Origin of the sequence: Nonomuraea sp. NPDC049637 (assembly GCF_040675235.1) — a bacterium.
Taxonomy (GTDB): Bacteria; Actinomycetota; Actinomycetes; order Streptosporangiales; family Streptosporangiaceae; genus Nonomuraea.
In genome coordinates, this window is record NZ_JBFAOM010000013.1 from 58375 (window position 1) to 76899 (window position 18525).

Below are 18525 nucleotides of genomic sequence, written 5' to 3' on the forward strand. Positions count from 1 at the left end.
CCGGCCGGGGAGACCGTCAGCGCCGTCCGGTCCGCACGACGGCCGCGACGAGCGCGGCGCAGGCGGCGACGATCAGCACGGCGAAGGCGGGATGCATGTCCTTCGACAGGCTCGGCGCGCCGCCGGGCCGGACCACCCACACGGCCAGCGGCGCCGCGTAGGCCAGGGCGACGAGCACGGCCGCCCACCGAACCAGCCGGTCCTGGGCGTGACGCAGCGCGCCGACCAGCACGACCGTGACCGGAACGATCCCCAGCAGCGCGAACTGGCCGACGATCAGGACGGGGACCGCCCAGGCGGCGACGCTCACCGCCACCGGCGTACGACGACGGGCGGACGGCTGGTACGTGGTCATGACGTTCCCCTTCACCTGGACGAACACGACAGATAGATGCTCATGCGTTCGTTAGAAGTTATAACCGGACGGCGGAGGGAGTGTCAACAACGTTCGTGATAGCCTCTAACTAAATCTCCTGGGTATAGCGGCGGAAGGCGGCAACGCATGGCGGACACCGGCACGGCGACCCCGCGCGAGCGCTACCGCGCCCAGATCCGCGCCGAGATCAAGGAGCGCGCCTGGCAGCAGATCGCCACGACGGGAGCCTCTGCGCTGTCCCTCAACGCGATCGCCAAGCAGATGGGCATGAGCGGCCCCGCGCTCTACCGCTACTACGCCAACCGCGACGAGCTGATCACCGAACTCATCCGCGACGCCTACCGCAGCCTCGCCGACACCCTCCGCTCAGCCGCCGAAAAGGCCGTCGAAAAGGCCGCCGAAAAGGGCAGCGAAGAGGGGGGTGGGGGGCTGGTCGTGCTGGCTCACGCCGTACGTGCCTGGGCCCTGCGTGACCCCCAGCGCTACCTGCTCATCTACGGCACCCCCGTCCCCGGCTACCACGCCCCCGACGACATCACCGCCATCTCCTCCCAGATCATGACCCTCCTGCTCGACGCCGCCTCGACGACGACCCCGCCCCGGCGCCCCGAAACCCCGCTCGACCACCACCTGGCCACCCACCGCGACTGGGCCGGCGACCACCCCGCCCCGCCCGCCGTCCTGCACCGGGCGCTCAGCTTCTGGACCCGGGTCCACGGCGTGTTGTCCCTGGAACTGGCCGGCCACTTCGCCGGCATGGGCTTCGACCCCGCCCTGCTCTTCGCCGCCGAGCTGGACGACCTGCCGGCCCGCTGACCCCGCGCACACCACAGGCCCGGCCCTCCGGAGGCGATGCCGGGCCTGGGACAGCCGCGTTACCGGACGTCCTGGGGCAGGTGGGTCTTGGCGTCGTCGTAGGAGCCCTCGCCGGCCGCCCCGGCCGGCCGGTAGACCAGGTACAGCACGCCCGTGGTGAACGTCTGCGAGCTGACCAGCTCCAGCGGGATCGAGCTGTCGCCCTCCTCGAACAGCCGCTCGCCCCTGCGCACCGCGATCGGGTGCACCAGCAGGTGCAGCTCGTCCAGCAGCCCGGCGGACAGCAGCTGCCGCACCACCGAGACCGAGCCGCTCATCGCGATCGGGCCGCCCGGCTCGGCCTTCAGCGCCGTCACGCCCTTGACCAGGTCGCCCTGCAGCAGCTCGGAGTTGCGCCAGGTGAACTCCAGCGGCTGGCGGGAGACCACGATCTTGCGCGCGTCGCCGATCGTGCGGGCGAAGTCGGCGTCCTCGCCGCCGGCCGTCTCACGCTCGGGCCACGCCCCGGCGAAGCTGTCGTACGTCTTGCGCCCCAGCAGCAGCGTGTCGGCCATCTGTGCCGTCACCGCCGCGCCCATCTCGTCGTTGAAGTACGGGAAGTGCCACTCCGCCGGCTCCTGGACGACGCCGTCGAGCGAGATGAACAGGTTGGCGCTGATCTTCCTCATGATGGTTCTCCATGCGTCTCGGGATGTGCCTGAAGTCTGGCCGGGCCGGCTTACGGATCTCTTAAGGTCTTCCTTCCCGGCCGATCCCGGCGACCAGGAGCCCGACCAGGCGGCGGGCGTCGTACCGGGGATCGGCCTCGGCCCCGATGCACAGGTTCCCCACGCCGCGCATGAGCTCGAAGGCGTCCAGGTCGTCGCGGATCTCGCCGGCGGCCGCCGCGGCCTGCAGCAACTGGGCGCACACCGGCACCAGGCGGTCGAGGAAGTAGGCGTGCAGCGCCTGGAAGCCGGTGTTGTCCGGCTGCAGCACCGCGGCCAGCCCGTGCTTGGTGACCAGGAAGTCGACGAACAGGCCGATCCACTGCCGCAGCGCCGCGTACGGGCTCGCAGCGGCGGCCAGCAGGGCCGGGCCGGCCTGCGCGCAGGACTCCACCTGGTGCCGGTAGACGGCGATGACGAGGTCGGCCCGGGTGGGGAAATGGCGGTAGATCGTGGCGGTGCCGACGCCGGCCTTCGCCGCGATGTCGCGGATCGGCGCCTCCACGCCCGAGGCGACGAACACGGCGGCGGCCGCGCGCAGCAGGTTCTCCTCGTTGCGCCGCGCGTCGGCACGTTTGGGACGCGACTCCTCCACGCCGTTCCTCCCAGGGTCGGATTGCTAAACGGGACAGGGTCCCGTATCGTCGAAAACGGGACACGGTCCCATTTGCACACATCATGCCAGAGCTGCGGTCCGACGGCCAAGCCCTGCCCTCTCCCGCGCCCACCTGCGGCAACTCACCCGGAAGGCACCACCATGCCCGCATCACCCACCCCCGTCGTGTCGGTCAGGCCGGTCGTCCTGCCCGCCCCCGGACGGGGCCAGGACCTCCAGGTCCGCGTCTCGGCCCCCGCCACCGGCGACCGGCTGCCCGTCGTCGTCCTGTCCCACGGCCATGGCTGGTCCATGGACGGCTACGCCCCCCTGACCGACTTCTGGGCCGCCCACGGCTTCGCCGTCGTGCAACCCACCCACCTCGACTCCCGCACCCTCGCCCTCCCCGCCGACGACCCCCGCACCCCCCACATCTGGCGCACCAGGGTCGACGACCTCAGGCGCGTCATCGACGGCCTCGACGTCCTGGAAAAAGCCCTGCCGGGCCTGGCCGGACGCCTGGACCGCGGCCGCGTCGCCGTCGCCGGGCACTCCTGGGGAGCCCACAGCGCCAGCATGCTGCTCGGCGCCCGCGTCCTGGACGCCCACGGCCGCCCCGGGGAGGACCTGTCCGACCCGCGCGTCACGGCCGGCGTGCTGCTCGCCCTGCCCGGCGCCGGCGGCCAGGACCTGTCACCCTTCGCCGCCGAGCACTTCCCCTTCATGAACCCCGCCTTCGCGTTCATGACCACCCCGGCCCTGCTGGTCGCCGGCGACAAGGACGACTCACCCCTGACGACACGCGGACCCGACTGGTTCACCGACGGCTACCACCACAGCCCCGGCGACAAGAGCCTGCTGACGCTGTTCGGCGCCGAGCACACCCTGGGCGGCGTCGCCGGAGACCACGTCGCCGAGACCACCGACGAGCACCCCGAACGCCTGGCCCTGCTGCAGCAGCTCACCACCGCCTACCTCCGCAGCGCCCTGAACCCCGGCGACCCCGCCTGGCCCGCCGCCCGCGCCGCCCTGGCATCGGCCCCCCACCCCCTGGGCCGGATCGACGGCAAGCAGGCCGATCAGCCGGCCGGACGGCGATAGCCGAAGGTCTCGTGCCGGCGGCGGAAGCCCAGCGAACGGTACAGCTCGCGGGCGGCCACGTTGCCGGCGTCGTGGTTCACCGTCACCGCCGTCATGCTCAGCGCCCGCATGCGGCGCTTCGCGTGCAGCATCGCCGCCCGCGCCAGGCCCCGCCGCCGGAACGCCGGATGGGTGCCGACCGGCTCGAAGTGACCGGTCGCGTTGCGCCCGTCGAGCCAGCCGAGCGCGAAGGCCGCGATCCGGCCGTCCGGCGCCTGGACCACGATCTCGTCGGCCGGGTCGTAGCCGGGCCGCTCCATCACCGCCGAACGGTAGAGCGGCCCGGTCCAGTCATCGCCGAACGCCGCGTTACGCGCCTCACCCAGGCCCGGCGCGTCCTCCGGCACGGCGTGCCGCACCTCGAACCCGGCCGGCGCGCCCGGCTCGGGCAGCGGGCCGCCCACTCCAGCATGTCCAGCTCCGCCGGCCCGCCGCGCAGCCGGGGCGCGGCGAAGACGTCGAAGGCGCAGCCGAACCGCAGCAGGATCGCGATCCCGGCCAGACCGCCGGCGTCCTCCCACAGCCGGACCAGCTCGGCGGCCGGACGGCGGTCACGCAGGTTGTCATAGACGCGGTGCGGCAGCTCACCGGCGTGGTCGTAACCGCACCGCCCGGCCTCGGCGATCCACCCCGACAGGACCTGCCGCAGCCGCGGCAGATCCTCGTGACGAAAGACGCGCGGACGCACGAAGCCCCCCTTCAGGACTTCAGGAAGTGCAGGACGGCCAGCACCCGGCGGCTGTACCCGCTGGCGTGCGACAGGCCCAGCTTGTCGAACAGCGAGTTGACGTGCTTCTCCACCGCGCTCTGCGACACGTGCAACTGCCCGGCGATCGAGGCGTTGGTCATGCCCTGGGCCATACGCTCCAGCACCTCCCGCTCGCGCGCGGTCAGCCGGGCCAGCGGATCGACCTGCGTGGTACGGGCCAGCAACTGCCGCACCACCTCCGGGTCGAAGGCCGCCCCGCCCGCCGCCACCCGCTCCAGCGCGTCCAGGAAGTCGCCCACCTGCGCCACCCGGTCCTTCAGCAGATAGCCCACGCCCTCGACGTCGGCGCTCATCAGCTCGGCGGCGTACCGCTTCTCCACGTACTGCGACAACACCAGCACCTTGACCTGCGGCCAGCGCCGCCGGATCTCCAGCGCCGCCCGCAGCCCCTCGTCGGTGTGGGTCGGCGGCATGCGCACGTCGACCACCACGACGTCGGGGGCGTGCTCGGCCACCGCCGCCACCAGGGCCTCGCCGTCGCTCACGGCGGCCGGCACCTCGTGGCCCTCCTCGCCCAGCAGGCGGACCAGACCCTCGCGCAGCAGCGTGGAGTCCTCGGCCAGGATCACCCGCACGGCAGCCCCGCCGCCACCGTCGTCGGGCCGCCGGGCGGGCTGACCACCTCGAAGGCGCCGTCCAGCGCCGCCACCCGCCGGGCCAACCCCGACAGGCCGCCTCCCGAGGGGCGCGCGCCGCCCGTGCCGTCGTCGCTCACCCGTACGAGCACCCTGTCGTCCTCCTGCCTGACCTCGACCGTCACCATCGTGGCGGCCGCGTGCTTGGCGGCGTTGGTCACCGCCTCGCTCACCACGAAGTACGCCGCCGTCTCCACCGCCATCGGCGGCCTGCCCGGCAGGTCGCACACCACCTTGACCGGCACGCCCGCGCGTTCGGCCACCCCGGCCAGCGCCTCGCCCAGCCCGAGGGAGTCCAGCCCGCTCGGGTAGACCCGCCAGGCCACCTCGCGCAGCTCGGCCAGCGCCTGCTGGGCCTGCTCGTGCGCCTGCTCCAGCAGCTCGGGACGCCCCCGCCGGGACCGTCCGATGAGCATCGACAGGGCCACCAGACGCTGCTGCAGCCCGTCGTGCAGGTCACGCTCGATCCGGCGGCGCTCGGAGTCGACCGCGGCCACGATCCCGGCCCGGCTCTCGGCCAGCTCGGCGATCCGGCGCTCCAGCGCCTCGGTACGGTCGGGCCCCAGCAGCCGCCCGGCCAGCCGCCGCTCCAGCGCGTGCACCCCCACCAGCCCCGACACGGCGATGAACAGCAACACGCAGCCGCCCACCAGGAAGTACAGCACCAGCGGCGGCGTCGGCGTCATCCCGTCGTACGGCTCGCCGCGGGCCCAGGCCCCCAGCAGCAGGATCGCCGTGCGCGCGCCCAGGACCAGCAGCGTCACCACCAGCCCGCCCAGCACCCCGGCCGGGATCCTGGCGGCCAGGTAGCGCGCCGGCCGGGTGTCCCAGCCCGACAGCGCGTCCAGCGCCGCGGTGTCCAGGCGCAGGCGGCGCGCCTCGAAGGCGGCCAGCGCCGCCGCCGTCGCCCGAACCCGCGGCCGGCCCAGGAAGGGCAGGGTGAGCAGCAGGAACAGCGCGCCGGCCACGGCGGTCAGCCCGCCCAGGACCACCGCGCCCAGCACCCTCAGCCCCTCAGCGGCGGTTCGCATGCCTTCCCTTACGCCGTTCCGTCAGCCGTACCGCGACGAAGACCGCGATCGCCAGCGCCACCAGGCCGATCACCACGTAGGTGCCGATCCCCACGTACGCCTCGACCAGCGACCAGTTCTCGCCGAGAAAGTATCCCGCAAGCACGAAGATGGTGTTCCAGATGGCGCTGCCGGCCGTCGTGAGCAGGGTGAACGTCACCAGCGGCATGCGTTCCACCCCCGCCGGCACGGAGATCAGGCTCCGGAAGATGGGGATCATCCGGCCGAAGAACACGGTCTTGCGGCCGTGCCGCAGGAACCACGCCTCGGTCTTCTCGATGTCGGTCACCTTGACCAGCGGCAGCTTGGCGGCGATGGCCAGTGTGCGCTGGCGGCCGAGCAGCGCGCCCACCCCGTACAGGGCCAGCGCCCCGACGACCGAGCCGAGCGTCGTGCACACCAGCACGTCGAGCAGGTCCAGCTCGCCCCTGCTGGCGGTGAAGCCGGACAGGGGCAGGATCACCTCGCTGGGCAGCGGCGGGAACAGGTTCTCCAGCATGATCGCCAGCCCGGCCCCGAAGGCGCCGAGGTTCTCCATCAACGCAATCAACCAATCCGTCATGTCCCCCAGGCTACGAATGATCCGTTATGGCGGTAATGAGGCGGACGGCCGATGTGCTCTGTGGTAAACCACACCCCGATGTACCGTACACTGTACGGCCTATGAGTGCTCTTCCGGATCTGGCGCGACACCCAGCGATCTTCCGTCCCGGCGATCCCCCCAGGTCCGGCCACCTGGTCTTCCTCGACGACCAGGGCGACGGCACGGCCACGGTGATCGAACCAGGCGACGACGGCCGGCCCCGCGCCCGCGAGCGCGCCGTCACGCAGATCCCCGTCGCCGACGCCGTCGCCGTGCTGGCCAGGGCCCGCGCCGACGCCGCCGCCCACCCGGCCACCCGGTTCTGGGGCGCCGTCGCGCTGGTCGCCCTCCAGCTCGTCACCCGCGGCCGCATCCTGCCCGCCGTCTCACCCGACGGCCACGACTCCTGGCGCGCCGGCCCCCTCGACGCCGCCGACGCCCGCCGCGTGCGCGAGCTGGCCGCGGCCATGCCCGTCGCCGCCCGCGCCATGCCCGCCGCCGCCCGCGCCATCCCCGTGGGCGACCTGCTGCTGCCCGACGCCGAGCCCCTGGTCCGCGCCTTCCTCGACGCCGTGGCCGACGCCATGCCGCGCTCGCCCGGAGCCGTACGCGCCACCGGCACCACCGCCTTCGCCGCCGTCAAGCCCGTCAAGGTGCCCCACCTGCGGCCCTGGGCCGAGGAGGTCTCGGCCGCGCTCGACTCCGGCGTGCGGCTCTCGCTCCGGCTGGAGGCCGACGACCTGGCCCAGGCCGAGTTCCGGGCCGTCGTCCAGGTGCACGGCCTGGCCGACCCCTCGCTCGTCGTGGACGCCGCCGACCTGTGGCAGGGCCGCGACCCCGGCTTCGGCGCCCGCGCCAGGATCGAGGTCACCCTCGCCCTGCGCCGCGCCGCCCGCTCCTGGCCCCGCCTGGAACGGCTGCTGGAGCACGCCGTGCCCGACGAGCTCGCCCTCACCGACGGCGACGTGGCGGACCTGCTGACCGGCGCGGCCGACCGGCTGGCCGCCGTCGGCGTCGAGGTCCACTGGCCGCGCTCCCTGGTCCGCGGCCTGAGCGCCCAGGCCGTCGTCGGCGAACGCGACAGCGCGCCCTCCGACCTGCCCTCCTTCCTCGGCGGCCACCACCTGACCAGCTTCAACTGGCGGCTCGCGCTCGGCGGCGCCCCGCTGACCGCCGCCGAGATGGACCTGCTGGCCGAGTCCCACCGGCCCGTCGTACGGCTGCGCGACCAATGGGTGCTCATCGACCCCGCCCTGGCCCGCAAGGCCCGCCAGCGCGACCTGAAGCCCCTGACCGGCCTGCAGGCGCTCGGCGCGGCCCTGACCGGCACCGTCGAGATCGACGGCGGCGACGAACCCGAACAGATCGCCGTCGAACCCACCGCCTGGCTCGCCGACCTGCGCGACCGGCTCACCGACCCCGAACCCGTCCCGGCGCCGCCCGGCCTGGCCGCCACCCTGCGCGACTACCAGCTCCAAGGGCTGCGCTGGCTGGCCAGGATGACCTCGCTCGGCCTCGGCGGCTGCCTGGCCGACGACATGGGCCTGGGCAAGACCATCACCCTCATCGCGCTGCACCTGCACCGCGCCGGCACCGGCCCCACCCTCGTGGTCTGCCCCGCCTCGCTGCTGGGCAACTGGGAACGCGAGATCACCAGGTTCGCGCCCGGCGTCCCGGTCCGCCGCTACCACGGCAACGCCCGCACCCTGGCCGACGACGGGTTCGTGCTCACCACGTACGGCACCATGCGCCTGGACGCGGCCACCCTGGGCGCCCACCCCTGGGGGCTGCTGGTCGCCGACGAGGCCCAGCACGTCAAGAACCCCGCCTCCAGCACCGCCAAGGCGCTGCGCGAGATCCCCGCCGGCGCCCGCGTCGCCCTCACCGGCACGCCCGTGGAGAACAACCTGTCCGAACTGTGGGCCATCCTCGACTGGACCACCCCCGGCCTGCTCGGCCCCCTGACCCGCTTCAGGGCCCGCTGGGCCAAACCGGTCGAGTCCGGCGACGCCGACACCGCCGCCCGGCTGGCCCGGCTCGTCGGGCCGTTCCTGCTGCGCCGCCGCAAGAGCGACCCCGGCATCGCCCCCGAACTGCCGCCCAAGACCGAGACCGACCGGCCCGTCCCCCTCACCACCGAACAGGCCGCCCTGTACGAGGCCGTCGTCCGCGAGAGCATGACCCAGATCGAGAACGCCAAGGGCATGGCCCGGCGCGGCCTGATCGTCAAACTGCTGACCGGCCTCAAACAGATCTGCAACCACCCCGCCCACTACCTGCACGAATCGTCCCCCCGCCTGACCGGCCGCTCGGGCAAGCTGGAACTGCTGGACGAGCTCGTCGACACGATCGTCGCCGAGGACGGCGCCGTGCTGGTGTTCACCCAGTACGTCGCCATGGCCAGGCTCCTGGAACGCCACCTGTCCGGCCGCGGCGTCGCCACCCAGCTCCTGCACGGCGGCACCCCGGTCGCCCGCCGCGAGGAGCTGGTCGCCCGCTTCCAGGACGGCCACGTCCCCGTCTTCCTGCTCTCCCTCAAGGCCGCCGGCACCGGCCTGAACCTCACCCGCGCCGACCACGTCATCCACTACGACCGCTGGTGGAACCCCGCGGTGGAGGACCAGGCCACCGACCGCGCCTACCGCATCGGCCAGACCAGGCCCGTCCAGGTGCACCGCCTCATCGCCGAAGGCACGATCGAGGACCGCATCGCCGCCATGCTCGGCGCCAAGCGCTCGCTCGCCGACGCCGTCCTGGCCTCCGGCGAGGCCGCCTTCACCGAGCTGACCGACGCCGAACTCGCCGCACTCGTGGAGCTCAGATGACCGCCGTACGAGGATTCGCCGCCTTCCCCCCGCAACGCGCCGGCGCCCGCTTCGCCACCACCTGGTGGGGCCAGGCGTGGATCAAGGCCTTGGAGGACACTTCGCTCGACCAGACCCTGCTGCGCAAGGGCCGCGCCTACGCCAAGACCGGCCAGGTCGGCCCGATCACCGTCAGCCCCGGCCGGCTGGCCGCCGTCACCGAGCACGAGTACGACACCGTCGTCCGCGTCGAACAGCTCACCGACGCCGCCTGGGCACGTTTCCTGGACCAGGTCGCCGCCAAGGCCGGGCACATCGCCGCCCTGCTCGACCGCGACGTCCCGCACGACCTGGTCGAGGCCGCCGAGGACGCCGCCGTGCCGCTGCTGCCCACCGTCGGCGACCTGGAGCCCGAATGCTCCTGCCCCGACTGGGGACACCCCTGCAAGCACGCCGCCGCCCTGTGCTACCAGGCGTCCTGGCTGCTGGACGGCGACCCGTTCGTCCTGCTGCTGCTGCGCGGACGCGGCGAGCAGGAACTGATCGAGGCCCTGCAGAACCGCGACCTGCCCGTCCCGGCCCCCGCCCGCGCGCCCGGCGACGGCGCCACCGGGCAGGACGCCGGCGGCGGGGTGCCCGCCGCGCAGGCCTTCGCGCTCGGCGAGCCGCCGCTGCCCGAACCGCCCCCGCGGGAGGCCGCCTTCACCCCCCTCGCCCTCGACCCCGCACCCGGCGTGGACGTGGCCGCCCTGGCCGTGCTGGCCGCCTCCGCCGCCGGCCGCGCCCGCCAGATCCTGCTGCACGGCCGCCTGGAACCGCTGACCGAATACCAGGACCGCGTCCGCCTGGCCGCCGAGCACGACCTCGACCTCGGCCTGGACGCCGCCGTCCAGGCCTGGCGGTACGGCGGCGCCCCCGGCCTCGACGTGCTGGAAACCCCCTGGACCCCGGCCCGCCAGGACCTGGCCAGAGCCCAGGCGCTGCTGGAGTCCGGCTGGGACGGCGACCCGCCGCCCCAGCTGGAGACCTGGCGCAACCGCTGGACCCTCGGCCCCCGCCAGGTCCGCTACGGCCGCGACGGCCGCTGGTACCCCTTCACCGAGCACGACGGCCACTGGTGGCCCGCCGGGCCGCCGGAGCGCGACCCGTCCACCCTGCTCACCTGACCCTGGCGGGCGCGAACCGGGTCAAGAGGCCGACTCCTCGGCCTCGCCCGCCGCGGCGACCACGGCCAGCAGACGGTCCAGGTCGCCCGGCGTGGCGTGCGGGTTGAGCAGGGTGAGCTTGAGCCGGACCCGCCCCGGGCCGGTCCCCGGCAGCTCGGTCCGGCCCACCACCGCCCTGCCCTCCCGCAGCAGCCTGCGCCGCAGCCCCGCGTTCACCTCGTCCGAGCGCGCCGGATCGGCCGGCACGTACCGGAACAGGAACGCCGTCAGCACCGGATCGGCGTGCAGCTCCAGCCGCCGATGGGCGCGCACCGCCGCCGCGCCGTGCCGGGCCAGGTCGTGGCAGGCCTCCACCAGGCGGCCCAGCCCCGACCTGCGCAGCGTCACCAGGATCTTGAACGCGTCGGCCCGGCGCGTGGTGCGCAGCGACAACCCCAGCAGACTCGGGTACCCGGCCTCCTCGTCGTCGGCCGGGTTGAGGTAGGCCGCCCGCCGGGCCAGCGAGGCGTACGTCTCGGCCCGGCGCACCAGGAACACCCCTGCCGCGGCCGGCTGCCAGCCGAGTTTGTGCCAGTCCAGCGACACCGAGTCGGCCAGCGCGAGACCGTCCAGGAGCGGGGCCAGCCGGTCCGACAGCAGCGCGCCACCGCCGTAGGCGGCATCGACGTGCAGCCAGGCGCCGTGCTCGGCGGCCAGCGACGCGCACGCGCGCAACGGGTCGATCGCCCCGGTGTCCGTGGTGCCCGCCGTGGCCACCACCGCCACCGGCAGCTCACCGCGCCCGGCGCTCGCCCGCAGCGCCCCGGCCAGCGCTGCGGCGTCCATGCGCAGTTCCCGGTCGACCGGGACGGCGACGACCGCGTCCTCACCCAGCCCGAGCAGCGCCGCGGCCCGCCGGGTGGAGAAGTGCGCGGCCTCGGAGGCGAAGATCCGCAGCCGCGGGCCCCCGCCCGGCAGTCCCGACAGCTCGGCCCGGACGCCCGCCGACCGGCCCACCGCCAGGTCCCTGGCCAGCATCAGGCCCATCAGGTTGGACTCGGTGCCGCCCGAGGTCAGCACGCCGGCCGCGGCCGCCCCGAACCCCACCAGCCGGGCCAGCTCCGCCAGCAGCGACGTCTCCAGCGCGGTCGCGGCCGGCGCCTGGTCCCAGGAGTCCAGCGACGGGTTGAGCGCCGAGACCGCCAGATCGGCCGCCACCGCCACCGCCAGCGGCGGGCAGTGCAGGTGCGCCGCGCAGAACGGGTCGGCCGGATCAGCGCTCCCGTAGGCCAGCAGCTCGCTCAGCGCCCCCAGCCGCTCGCCCTCCGCCGCGAACGCCCGCGCCACCTCGGCGGCCAGCTCCTGGGGCGTGCGGGCGGGCAGCGGACCGCCCCGCCGCCGCGCGCCCTCGGCCAGGGCGGCCAGCACCTCACGCAGCAGCGGCTCCAGCGCGGCCGCCCCGCCCACGCCGCCGGACAGGGCCTGGCCCTTCGTCGCATCACTCATCCGGCCACTGTGCGGCACCGGCGGCGCCGCGGCCAGCAGGCACCGCGACGCAACGCCCCTGAACGCCCCTGAAGTACGCCAGGGAACGCCCCTGAAGGCAGGCCCCGCGCTCAGGCCGGCGGCCAGTTCCTGAGCACCGCGTCCAGGGCGTCCAGGGCCCTGGACCAGGAGGCGTCCACCTCGCGGGGATGGCGGCGGAACCCGCCGGCCATCTCCAGGGTCACGTAACCGTGCAGGGTGCTGCTCAGCATGCGCAGCGCGTCGGTCTGGTCGGGCTCGGACAGGTCGTAGCCGCGCAGGACGGCCCGCGTCAGCTCCGCGTGCCGGCGGCCCGCGCTGACGTCCAGCGCGTCGGAGTCCAGCTCCAGCTGGGTGGCGGCGTACCGGCCCGGATGTTCCTTGGCGTAGCCGCGGTAGGCCGCGGCGAAGGGCACCAGCGCCTCCTTGCCCGACCGGCCGGCCAGCGCGGCGGCGGCCCGGTCGGCCATCTCGCCCAGGGCCAGCTCGGCCACCCTGACCCGCAGCTCCTGGATGTCCTTGACGTGCGCGTACAGGGCCGCGGGCTTGACGCCGAAGCCGCGGGCGAGCGCGGAGACGGTCACGTTCTGGAAGCCGACCTCGTCGGCCAGGTCGGCGGCCGCCCTGGTCAGGCGGTCGACGGTCACTCCCGCTCGGGCCACGGCAGCACCCTTTCTTACAGCTTTTAAGTATTTGCATACTACCGTTAAGAAAAGCTAGCCTCCACACTCATGAGACCCCTGACCGAACACGACATCCGCACGTCGTTCATCAACTGCTCCAAAGGCGAGGCCAAACGCGCCGGCCTGCCCAAGGACCTGGCCGACCTGCCCTGGGACGACCTCGACTTCCTCGGCTGGCGCGATCCCGGCGCCCCCGAGCGCGCCTACCTGGTGGCCGAGGCCGACGGCTGCCTGGTCGGCGTCGCCCTGCGGGTCACCTCCGGCGGCTCGCGCTCCTTCACCTCGCGCAGCATGTGCTCCTTCTGCCTGACCACGCACACCAGCGGCGGCGTCGCCCTCATGACCGCCCGCCGCACCGGCGAGGCCGGCCGCCAGGGCAACACCGTCGGGCAGTACCTGTGCGCCGACCTGGCCTGCCCCCTCTACCTGCGCGGCAAGAAGGAGGCCGCGGGCGCCGGCGTGGTGGAGGAGTCGCTGACGCCGGCCGAGAAGGCCGCCCGCACGCATGCCAACGTGCGGGCCTTCCTGGACAAGGTGACCGCCTGAACCGGCAGCTACTCGTCGTCCCAGGCCATCGAGCTCATCCGCCACCCGGCGGGCGTCCGGACGAACTGGGTGGTCTTGCGGCCCGCCCCCGTGAACTCCACGCCGTCCCGGACGCCGGACTTGCGGTAGTCGCTGAACCGCTGGGCGACCGAGCCGAAGATCTCGGTGCGCTCGGCGACCTCCCACTCGCGGAACTCCGTCAGCGTCCCGTCGGTCAGCATCCGCTGCCGGGGCTCGACGAAACCGTCCAGGTCGTGCACCACAGGCTCCGGCCCGGTGTTGTTGACGATCACTGCCTGCGGCACGAACAGCTCCCGGACGGCGCCGACGTCCGGGCGGCGCCCGCCGGTGTTGGTGAAGGCGTCCAGGAAGGCCGCCATCAGCCGGTCGAGCTCGGCCTTGACGCCGCCGGCGGGCGCCTCGTCGGCCAGCAGCGACCAGACCTCGCTGTCGTGCCGTTCGCCCCGGTGGGGGAAACGCCTGCGCAGCACGCCGTCGCGGGTCATGCCGAGCCGGCGCGCGACCTCGATGCTGCGCGTGTTGCCCGGCGAGACCCACCACTCCACGCGCGCCATGCCGCGCTCGGCGAACGCCCAGTCGATCAGCAGCCGGCAGGCGCGGGTCACCAGCCCCCAGCCCTGGCCGGCCGGCTCCAGCCAGCAGCCGATCTCGCACACCCCCGAAACTGCCTCGAACCGGGTGAACATCACGCCGCCGACCAGCGTGCCGGCCAGCCAGATCCCGTAGATGCGGGCGCCGTCGGCCGCCTGGTCGTCGGCGTAGCGCTGCAGGACGGCCGTGGCCGAGGCCAGGTCGGTGCTGCGCGCGGCCCACGGGATCCACGGGTCGACCAGGGGGCGGGCGCGGTCGATGTGATCCAGGAACTCCTGGGCCCGCCAGGGCTCCAGCGGGCGCAGCTCGGCCTCGTCGCCGAGCGGAAGAGCGAACACGGACACCGTCCCAAGGTACGTAACGAGCGTTCGGTATGTAAGGTAGCAGCATGCCGCCCGCCGCAGGAGACCGTGAAGCCCGCCGCGACGACGTCTCGCAGGCGGTCTGGCAGGTGCTGGCCGACAAGGGGTTCGGCGGGCTGACGCTGCGCGCCGTCGCCGCCGCCATGGGCGTGTCGACCGGCCTGCTCATGCACTACTTCCCCACCAAGCGGGCCCTGGTCGGGCACGCGCTCGACCTGCTGGAGAAGCGCACGGCCGCCCGTCCCCGCCGCGAGCCCCCGGCCGCCGGCCTGGCCGCGCTCAGGGCCGCGCTGCTCGACATCCTGCCGCTGGGCCCCGCCGACGTCGCCCGCAACCGCATCTGGGTCAGCTCCTGGGACCTGGCCCTGGCCGACGACGACCTCGGCGCCGGCCAGGCCGCCCGCTACACCCGCCTGCGCTCGGCGCTGCGCGCGCACCTGGAGACCGCCCGCGACCTCGGCGAACTGTCCCCGGCGGCCGACCCGGAACGGCTCGCGGCCGGCGCGGTGGCCTTCACGCACGGGCTCGTCGTCCAGGCGTTGTTTGACCCCGGCCGCTTCCCCGAGGACGTCCAGATCGCCCTGCTCGACGACTTCCTCTCCTCGATCGTCTAGGTGGCCACCGAGACGACGTGCCCCGCCGAGGCCGGGTCGGCGGCCAGCTTCAGCATGCATTCGGCCAGGTCGGCGCGGGTGGTGGAACGGCCGCCGCGCAGGTTGAGGTCCAGGGCCGTGCGGTAGCGGCCGGTGGGGCCGCCGTCGAGCAGCCGGGAGGGGCGCACGATCGTCCAGTCCAGGCCCGAGGCGCGCAGCAGGCGCTCGGACTCGGCCAGGTCTGTGTAGGAGTTCTTCAGCAGCGGCCGCAGGAGGAGGGGCTTGAGCACGTACCGGGTGAACAGGCCGTCGCCGGCGTCGGCGACCATGCCCGCGGCGCTCACCAGCAGCACCCGCCGCGCCGGGCCCCGCGCCATCGCCTGGAGGATCGAGCGCATGGCGGTCGTGTGCACGGTGGTCGGGCCGCGCCCGCGCGGGCCGAGCGCGATCAGGACGGCGTCCCCGCCCTTGATCGCCGAAGCGACGGCCCCGGGGTCGGCCAGGTCGGCGGTCACGGTCTCGACGCGGTCGCGCAGCCCGTCCGGCAGCCGGGCGGCGTCGCGGACCACGGCGGTGACCTCGTGCCCCAGGCCGAGCGCCTGCCGGACGAGCTCCAGCCCCGTGCGGCCGGTCGCGCCGAAGATGACGAGCCTCATGTCGTGCCCTTCGCGAGAGGGTGGGTGAACACTTACTCACCCTACTCGCCGCAGCCCTCAGACGGCGTCGGCCGGCACGTGCGCCGCCGCCAGGGCTCGCGCCGCCGCCACGACCGCCGCGCGGCGACGGGCCAGCGCCCGGCCCGGGTCGGGCTCGTCGAGGATGAGCCGGCGCATCTGCGGGGCGGCGAAGTTCCAGGCCACCAGGCCCAGCACGGTGAACAGCCAGTCCTGGGCCGTCGCGCGGTCGCGCATGCCGGCCGCCGCCAGGCCCTCGACGTGCTCGACGTAGGACTCCCTGCGCTCGCGTTCCCCCTCGACCGGCGCCTCGCCGACCTCCAGCGCCTCCCACATCAGCAGCCGCACCAGCTCCGGATGCTCCTGATACCAGTCGAACAGCACGCCGACGGCCTCGGGAAGGGTGCGCGGGTCCAGGCTCACCGCGTGGCAGATCTCGTCGAGCTTGTTGCGCACCACCGTGCCGAACAACTTCTCCTTGCCGCCGAAGTAGAGGTAGATGGCCTGCTTGTTGGCCTGGGCGGCGGTCGCGATGCGATCGATCCTGGCACCGGCCAGGCCGTGCTCGGCGTACTCGGCCGTGGCGGCCGCCAGGATGCGCCGCCTGGTCGCCTCCGCGTCATAGCTCATGGCGGCAATTAAACCATCCGGTTGACATTTCGGCGGAGGCACGCCAGGGTTCTCGTAAACCAACTGTCTGGTTTATTTCTGAGGAGCGATCATGACCGTGAACACCCTTGCCCCCGTCCCGGTGAGCCTGCCCCTGCCCGCCGCGCTGGCCGGCCGTACCGTCGTGGTCGTCGGCGGCAGCTCCGGCATCGGGCTCGCGGCCGGCGCGCTGCTGGCCTCCGCCGGGGCGCGCGTGACGCTGGTGGCCCGCGACCGCGACCGCCTGGCCGCGGCCGTGGAGCAGGTGCGCACCCCCGGCGCCACCGTGACGGGCATCGCCGGTGACGGCACCGACGAACACGACCTGGCGCGCGTGCTGGACGAGGCCGGCGGCTCCGTCGATCACCTGCTGGTCACCGCGGGCGGCCTGGCCGGCGGCCCGTTCCTGGACACCCCCGTCGACCGGCTCCGCCAGGCCGTGGACGGCCGGTTCTGGGGGGCCTACGCCGCCGCCCGCGCCGCCGCCCGCGTCATGCCCCCCGGCGGCTCGGTCACCTTCAGCTCCGGCCTCTACCTCCAGCGGCCCGTCCCCGGCGCGGCCGCCGCCATCGCGATCCTCGGCGCCGTCGAAGGGCTCACCAGGACCCTGGCCGTCGAGCTCGCCCCGATGCGGCTGCGGGTCAACGCCGTCAGGTACGGCATCGTGGACACGCCGCTCTCGCGCGGCAGCCTCGGCCTCGACGGCGCGGAGGCGGTCGCCGCGGCCGGCCGGAACACGCCGCTCGGCCGGTTCGGCACCGCGCAGGAGGCGGCCTCGGCCGCGCTGTTCCTCATGGCCAACAACTTCGCGACCGGCACCGTGCTCACCCTCGACGGAGGCCAGAGCCTGGCCTGACCTCCGCCGGGAGCGGCCCTCAGGCCAGGTTCAGCTGCCAGGAGACGCCGAACCGGTCGTTGACCCAGCCGAACCTGGTGCTGAAGCCGTACGAGCCGATCGGCATCAGCGGCCGGCCGCCCTCCGCCAGCGCCGCGTAGAGCCGGTCGATCTCCTCCTCGGTCTCGCACGCGACCCAGATCGACATCGAGGGGGTGAAGCCGAACGCGTGCCGCTCACTGCTGTCGATGCACATGTACTCCTGGCCGGCCAGGGTGAACGTGGCGTGCATGACGGTGCCCTCGGGCCCCGGCCCCTCCGGGCCGTAGTGGGAGACGGCCACCACCTTGGAGTCCTCGAACAGCGAGACGTAGAAGTTCATCGCCTCCTCGGCGTCGCGGTTCTGGAACATCAGGAACGTGGTGGTCTTCTGGCTCATGACTGGTCCTCCGTCGGTAGGTAGAAGGCCGTGGTGGCCGCGACCGCGGCGGCGGCGGCCTCGGGCGGCGCCCCGGCCGCCGCGAAGGCCGCGCCCCACGCCCGGCTGCTGGCCGTGATGTAACGGCGGCCGTCGGCGGTCAGCTCGAAGCCGGCCTTGTCGGGCATCGGCAGCCCGGAAAGATGCAGCCGCAGGCCCAGGAGCCCGAGGTCCCAGCCCACGCCGACCGCCCCGGGCCCGAACCGGCCCCACATCTCCGGCGGCACCTCGGCGGTGTGGCGCAGCTCGAACCTGGTGCCCTCGCCCTCGGCCGACAGGCGCACCTCGACCTCGGAAAAACCGGGGTCGGGCCCGAACAGCCAGCTCACTCTGAGGTAGGAGGGCGGCTCGCAGGCCAGGATCTCCCCGCCCGCGTTGCCCTCCAGCTGGTACGTGCCCCCCAGCCGCAGGTCGCCGGAGACCGGCATGAACCAGCGGGCTATGCGCTCAGCGTCGGTGCAGGCGTCCCAGACGTCCGCCACCTCCGCGTCGTAGTGGCGGGTCAGGGTCACGGTCTTGCGCTCGCCGTCCGTCAGCTCGCGCCTGATCCGGGATATCTCGTCAAGGCTGTCCATCGTGCTTCTTTCTTCTGCCCCGCGCCAGCTCGGTGGCCAGCGCGTCGAGGCGCTGGTCCCAGAAGCCGCGGAAACGGTCGAGCCAGAGGTCGACCTCCCGCAGCGGCGCGGGCTCCACGGCGTAGAGCCGTCGCGTGCCCTCGGCCCGCACGCTGGCGAACCCGTTGTCGCGCAGCACCTTCAGGTGCTGGGAGACCGCCGGCTGTGAGACGCCGAACTCTCGCTGGATGACTGCGGTGACCTCGCCGGAGCTCTGCTCGCCGCCGGCCAGCAGCTCCAGGATCCGGCGGCGGACCGGATCCCCGAGGACGTCGAACGCGTGCACGACCTCAGTGTTTCAGGATCGGCTTATATA

23 protein-coding genes are annotated in these 18525 nt (G+C 73.9%); 7 read left to right on the plus strand and 16 right to left on the minus strand.

Annotation, left to right across the window (positions count from 1 at the left end):
- Positions 1-16 precede the first annotated feature (16 nt).
- The gene (locus AB0J71_RS19800) at positions 17-355 is read right to left on the minus strand and encodes a hypothetical protein (RefSeq protein ID WP_364415321.1); all 339 of its coding nucleotides are present in this window, start codon (positions 353-355) and stop codon (positions 17-19) included.
- A gap of 147 nt (positions 356-502) precedes the next feature.
- Between AB0J71_RS19800 and AB0J71_RS19805 the strand changes: the two genes are divergently transcribed.
- Positions 503-1192 (plus strand): TetR/AcrR family transcriptional regulator, encoded by a 690-nt coding sequence (locus AB0J71_RS19805; protein WP_352325561.1) that lies wholly within the window; start codon positions 503-505, stop codon positions 1190-1192.
- A gap of 59 nt (positions 1193-1251) precedes the next feature.
- Here the strand turns inward: AB0J71_RS19805 and AB0J71_RS19810 are convergent, their stop codons facing one another.
- A complete protein-coding gene (locus AB0J71_RS19810) occupies positions 1252-1860 on the minus strand; it encodes a dihydrofolate reductase family protein (RefSeq protein ID WP_352325563.1) in 609 nt (202 codons plus the stop codon).
- 61 nt (positions 1861-1921) lie between these two features.
- Complete coding sequence (locus AB0J71_RS19815) at positions 1922-2494, minus strand: helix-turn-helix domain-containing protein (protein WP_352325564.1); 573 nt, start codon at positions 2492-2494, stop codon at positions 1922-1924.
- Positions 2495-2656: 162 nt separating this feature from the next.
- Here AB0J71_RS19815 and AB0J71_RS19820 point away from each other — a divergent pair, with 162 nt between their 5' ends.
- Complete coding sequence (locus AB0J71_RS19820) at positions 2657-3595, plus strand: chlorophyllase (RefSeq protein WP_352325565.1); 939 nt, start codon at positions 2657-2659, stop codon at positions 3593-3595.
- Here the strand turns inward: AB0J71_RS19820 and AB0J71_RS19825 are convergent.
- Genes AB0J71_RS19825 through AB0J71_RS19845 form a run of 5 tightly spaced genes read right to left on the minus strand, consistent with a single transcriptional unit; the run spans position 3574 to position 6670 of the window.
- Positions 3574-3894: a GNAT family N-acetyltransferase gene (locus AB0J71_RS19825; RefSeq protein ID WP_364415511.1), complete on the minus strand. Its 321-nt coding sequence runs from the start codon at positions 3892-3894 to the stop codon at positions 3574-3576. The two genes, AB0J71_RS19820 and AB0J71_RS19825, sit on opposite strands and share 22 nt — an antisense overlap.
- Positions 3894-4322 (minus strand): hypothetical protein, encoded by a 429-nt coding sequence (locus tag AB0J71_RS19830; RefSeq protein WP_352325566.1) that lies wholly within the window; start codon positions 4320-4322, stop codon positions 3894-3896. Before AB0J71_RS19830 ends, AB0J71_RS19825 begins: the two co-directional genes overlap by 1 nt.
- A gap of 11 nt (positions 4323-4333) precedes the next feature.
- Positions 4334-4978, minus strand: a complete 645-nt coding sequence (locus AB0J71_RS19835; protein WP_352325567.1) for a response regulator transcription factor — start codon at positions 4976-4978, stop codon at positions 4334-4336.
- Entirely contained in the window at positions 4969-6069 is a 1101-nt protein-coding gene (locus AB0J71_RS19840; protein ID WP_352325569.1) for a histidine kinase, read from the minus strand. Before AB0J71_RS19840 ends, AB0J71_RS19835 begins: the two co-directional genes overlap by 10 nt.
- A complete protein-coding gene (locus AB0J71_RS19845) occupies positions 6053-6670 on the minus strand; it encodes a DedA family protein (RefSeq protein ID WP_352325571.1) in 618 nt (205 codons plus the stop codon). Before AB0J71_RS19845 ends, AB0J71_RS19840 begins: the two co-directional genes overlap by 17 nt.
- A gap of 101 nt (positions 6671-6771) precedes the next feature.
- On the opposite strand from AB0J71_RS19845, the gene AB0J71_RS19850 reads away from it, so the two are divergent.
- Positions 6772-9516 carry a DEAD/DEAH box helicase gene (locus AB0J71_RS19850; protein ID WP_364415323.1) on the plus strand — a complete coding sequence of 915 codons (2745 nt, stop codon included), beginning with the start codon at positions 6772-6774 and terminating at the stop codon, positions 9514-9516.
- Complete coding sequence (locus tag AB0J71_RS19855; RefSeq protein ID WP_352325574.1) at positions 9513-10661, plus strand: SWIM zinc finger family protein; 1149 nt, start codon at positions 9513-9515, stop codon at positions 10659-10661. Before AB0J71_RS19850 ends, AB0J71_RS19855 begins: the two co-directional genes overlap by 4 nt.
- 21 nt (positions 10662-10682) lie before the next feature.
- Here the strand turns inward: AB0J71_RS19855 and AB0J71_RS19860 are convergent, their stop codons facing one another.
- Positions 10683-12146 (minus strand): pyridoxal-dependent decarboxylase, encoded by a 1464-nt coding sequence (locus AB0J71_RS19860; RefSeq protein WP_364415325.1) that lies wholly within the window; start codon positions 12144-12146, stop codon positions 10683-10685.
- 110 nt (positions 12147-12256) lie between these two features.
- Positions 12257-12826 carry a WHG domain-containing protein gene (locus tag AB0J71_RS19865; RefSeq protein ID WP_352325576.1) on the minus strand — a complete coding sequence of 190 codons (570 nt, stop codon included), beginning with the start codon at positions 12824-12826 and terminating at the stop codon, positions 12257-12259.
- A 69-nt stretch (positions 12827-12895) separates the two neighbouring features.
- On the opposite strand from AB0J71_RS19865, the gene AB0J71_RS19870 reads away from it, so the two are divergent.
- Entirely contained in the window at positions 12896-13393 is a 498-nt protein-coding gene (locus AB0J71_RS19870) for an FBP domain-containing protein (RefSeq protein ID WP_352325578.1), read from the plus strand.
- 8 nt (positions 13394-13401) lie between these two features.
- On the opposite strand, the gene AB0J71_RS19875 is transcribed toward AB0J71_RS19870, so the two are convergent.
- Positions 13402-14349 (minus strand): GNAT family N-acetyltransferase, encoded by a 948-nt coding sequence (locus AB0J71_RS19875; RefSeq protein WP_364415327.1) that lies wholly within the window; start codon positions 14347-14349, stop codon positions 13402-13404.
- Between the two features lie 44 nt (positions 14350-14393).
- Here AB0J71_RS19875 and AB0J71_RS19880 point away from each other — a divergent pair, with 44 nt between their 5' ends.
- Positions 14394-14981, plus strand: coding sequence for a TetR family transcriptional regulator C-terminal domain-containing protein (locus tag AB0J71_RS19880; RefSeq protein ID WP_364415329.1), 588 nt, complete (start codon positions 14394-14396; stop codon positions 14979-14981).
- Here AB0J71_RS19880 and AB0J71_RS19885 read toward each other — a convergent pair.
- Entirely contained in the window at positions 14978-15616 is a 639-nt protein-coding gene (locus AB0J71_RS19885) for an SDR family oxidoreductase (protein ID WP_352325581.1), read from the minus strand. The genes AB0J71_RS19880 and AB0J71_RS19885 overlap by 4 nt on opposite strands.
- A gap of 57 nt (positions 15617-15673) precedes the next feature.
- A complete protein-coding gene (locus tag AB0J71_RS19890) occupies positions 15674-16264 on the minus strand; it encodes a TetR family transcriptional regulator (RefSeq protein WP_352325582.1) in 591 nt (196 codons plus the stop codon).
- Between the two features lie 91 nt (positions 16265-16355).
- On the opposite strand from AB0J71_RS19890, the gene AB0J71_RS19895 reads away from it, so the two are divergent.
- Positions 16356-17138: an SDR family oxidoreductase gene (locus AB0J71_RS19895; protein WP_364415331.1), complete on the plus strand. Its 783-nt coding sequence runs from the start codon at positions 16356-16358 to the stop codon at positions 17136-17138.
- Positions 17139-17157: 19 nt separating this feature from the next.
- On the opposite strand, the gene AB0J71_RS19900 is transcribed toward AB0J71_RS19895, so the two are convergent.
- The 3 genes from AB0J71_RS19900 to AB0J71_RS19910 are packed head-to-tail and all read right to left on the minus strand — an operon-like array spanning position 17158 to position 18495.
- On the minus strand, positions 17158-17556 hold the full coding sequence (locus AB0J71_RS19900) for a VOC family protein (RefSeq protein WP_352325584.1): 399 nt from the start codon (positions 17554-17556) through the stop codon (positions 17158-17160).
- Positions 17553-18170: an SRPBCC family protein gene (locus tag AB0J71_RS19905; RefSeq protein ID WP_364415333.1), complete on the minus strand. Its 618-nt coding sequence runs from the start codon at positions 18168-18170 to the stop codon at positions 17553-17555. Before AB0J71_RS19905 ends, AB0J71_RS19900 begins: the two co-directional genes overlap by 4 nt.
- Positions 18157-18495 carry a metalloregulator ArsR/SmtB family transcription factor gene (locus AB0J71_RS19910; RefSeq protein ID WP_352330870.1) on the minus strand — a complete coding sequence of 113 codons (339 nt, stop codon included), beginning with the start codon at positions 18493-18495 and terminating at the stop codon, positions 18157-18159. Before AB0J71_RS19910 ends, AB0J71_RS19905 begins: the two co-directional genes overlap by 14 nt.
- Between the last annotated feature and the right edge of the window lie 30 nt (positions 18496-18525).

What these genes read in the sequence shown, in the direction of transcription:
- AB0J71_RS19890 (WP_352325582.1), bottom strand. Translation starts at nt 16,264, where the DNA reads ATGAGCTATGACGCGGAGGCGACCAGGCGGCGCATCCTGGCGGCCGCC.
- AB0J71_RS19850 (WP_364415323.1), top strand. Translation starts at nt 6,772, where the DNA reads ATGAGTGCTCTTCCGGATCTGGCGCGACACCCAGCGATCTTCCGTCCC.
- AB0J71_RS19885 (WP_352325581.1), bottom strand. Translation starts at nt 15,616, where the DNA reads ATGAGGCTCGTCATCTTCGGCGCGACCGGCCGCACGGGGCTGGAGCTC.
- AB0J71_RS19840 (WP_352325569.1), bottom strand. Translation starts at nt 6,069, where the DNA reads ATGCGAACCGCCGCTGAGGGGCTGAGGGTGCTGGGCGCGGTGGTCCTG.
- AB0J71_RS19825 (WP_364415511.1), bottom strand. Translation starts at nt 3,894, where the DNA reads ATGGAGCGGCCCGGCTACGACCCGGCCGACGAGATCGTGGTCCAGGCG.
- AB0J71_RS19895 (WP_364415331.1), top strand. Translation starts at nt 16,356, where the DNA reads ATGACCGTGAACACCCTTGCCCCCGTCCCGGTGAGCCTGCCCCTGCCC.
- AB0J71_RS19870 (WP_352325578.1), top strand. Translation starts at nt 12,896, where the DNA reads ATGAGACCCCTGACCGAACACGACATCCGCACGTCGTTCATCAACTGC.
- AB0J71_RS19845 (WP_352325571.1), bottom strand. Translation starts at nt 6,670, where the DNA reads ATGACGGATTGGTTGATTGCGTTGATGGAGAACCTCGGCGCCTTCGGG.
- AB0J71_RS19820 (WP_352325565.1), top strand. Translation starts at nt 2,657, where the DNA reads ATGCCCGCATCACCCACCCCCGTCGTGTCGGTCAGGCCGGTCGTCCTG.
- AB0J71_RS19905 (WP_364415333.1), bottom strand. Translation starts at nt 18,170, where the DNA reads ATGGACAGCCTTGACGAGATATCCCGGATCAGGCGCGAGCTGACGGAC.
- AB0J71_RS19810 (WP_352325563.1), bottom strand. Translation starts at nt 1,860, where the DNA reads ATGAGGAAGATCAGCGCCAACCTGTTCATCTCGCTCGACGGCGTCGTC.
- AB0J71_RS19855 (WP_352325574.1), top strand. Translation starts at nt 9,513, where the DNA reads ATGACCGCCGTACGAGGATTCGCCGCCTTCCCCCCGCAACGCGCCGGC.
- AB0J71_RS19860 (WP_364415325.1), bottom strand. Translation starts at nt 12,146, where the DNA reads ATGAGTGATGCGACGAAGGGCCAGGCCCTGTCCGGCGGCGTGGGCGGG.
- AB0J71_RS19800 (WP_364415321.1), bottom strand. Translation starts at nt 355, where the DNA reads ATGACCACGTACCAGCCGTCCGCCCGTCGTCGTACGCCGGTGGCGGTG.
- AB0J71_RS19900 (WP_352325584.1), bottom strand. Translation starts at nt 17,556, where the DNA reads ATGAGCCAGAAGACCACCACGTTCCTGATGTTCCAGAACCGCGACGCC.
- AB0J71_RS19805 (WP_352325561.1), top strand. Translation starts at nt 503, where the DNA reads ATGGCGGACACCGGCACGGCGACCCCGCGCGAGCGCTACCGCGCCCAG.
- AB0J71_RS19880 (WP_364415329.1), top strand. Translation starts at nt 14,394, where the DNA reads ATGCCGCCCGCCGCAGGAGACCGTGAAGCCCGCCGCGACGACGTCTCG.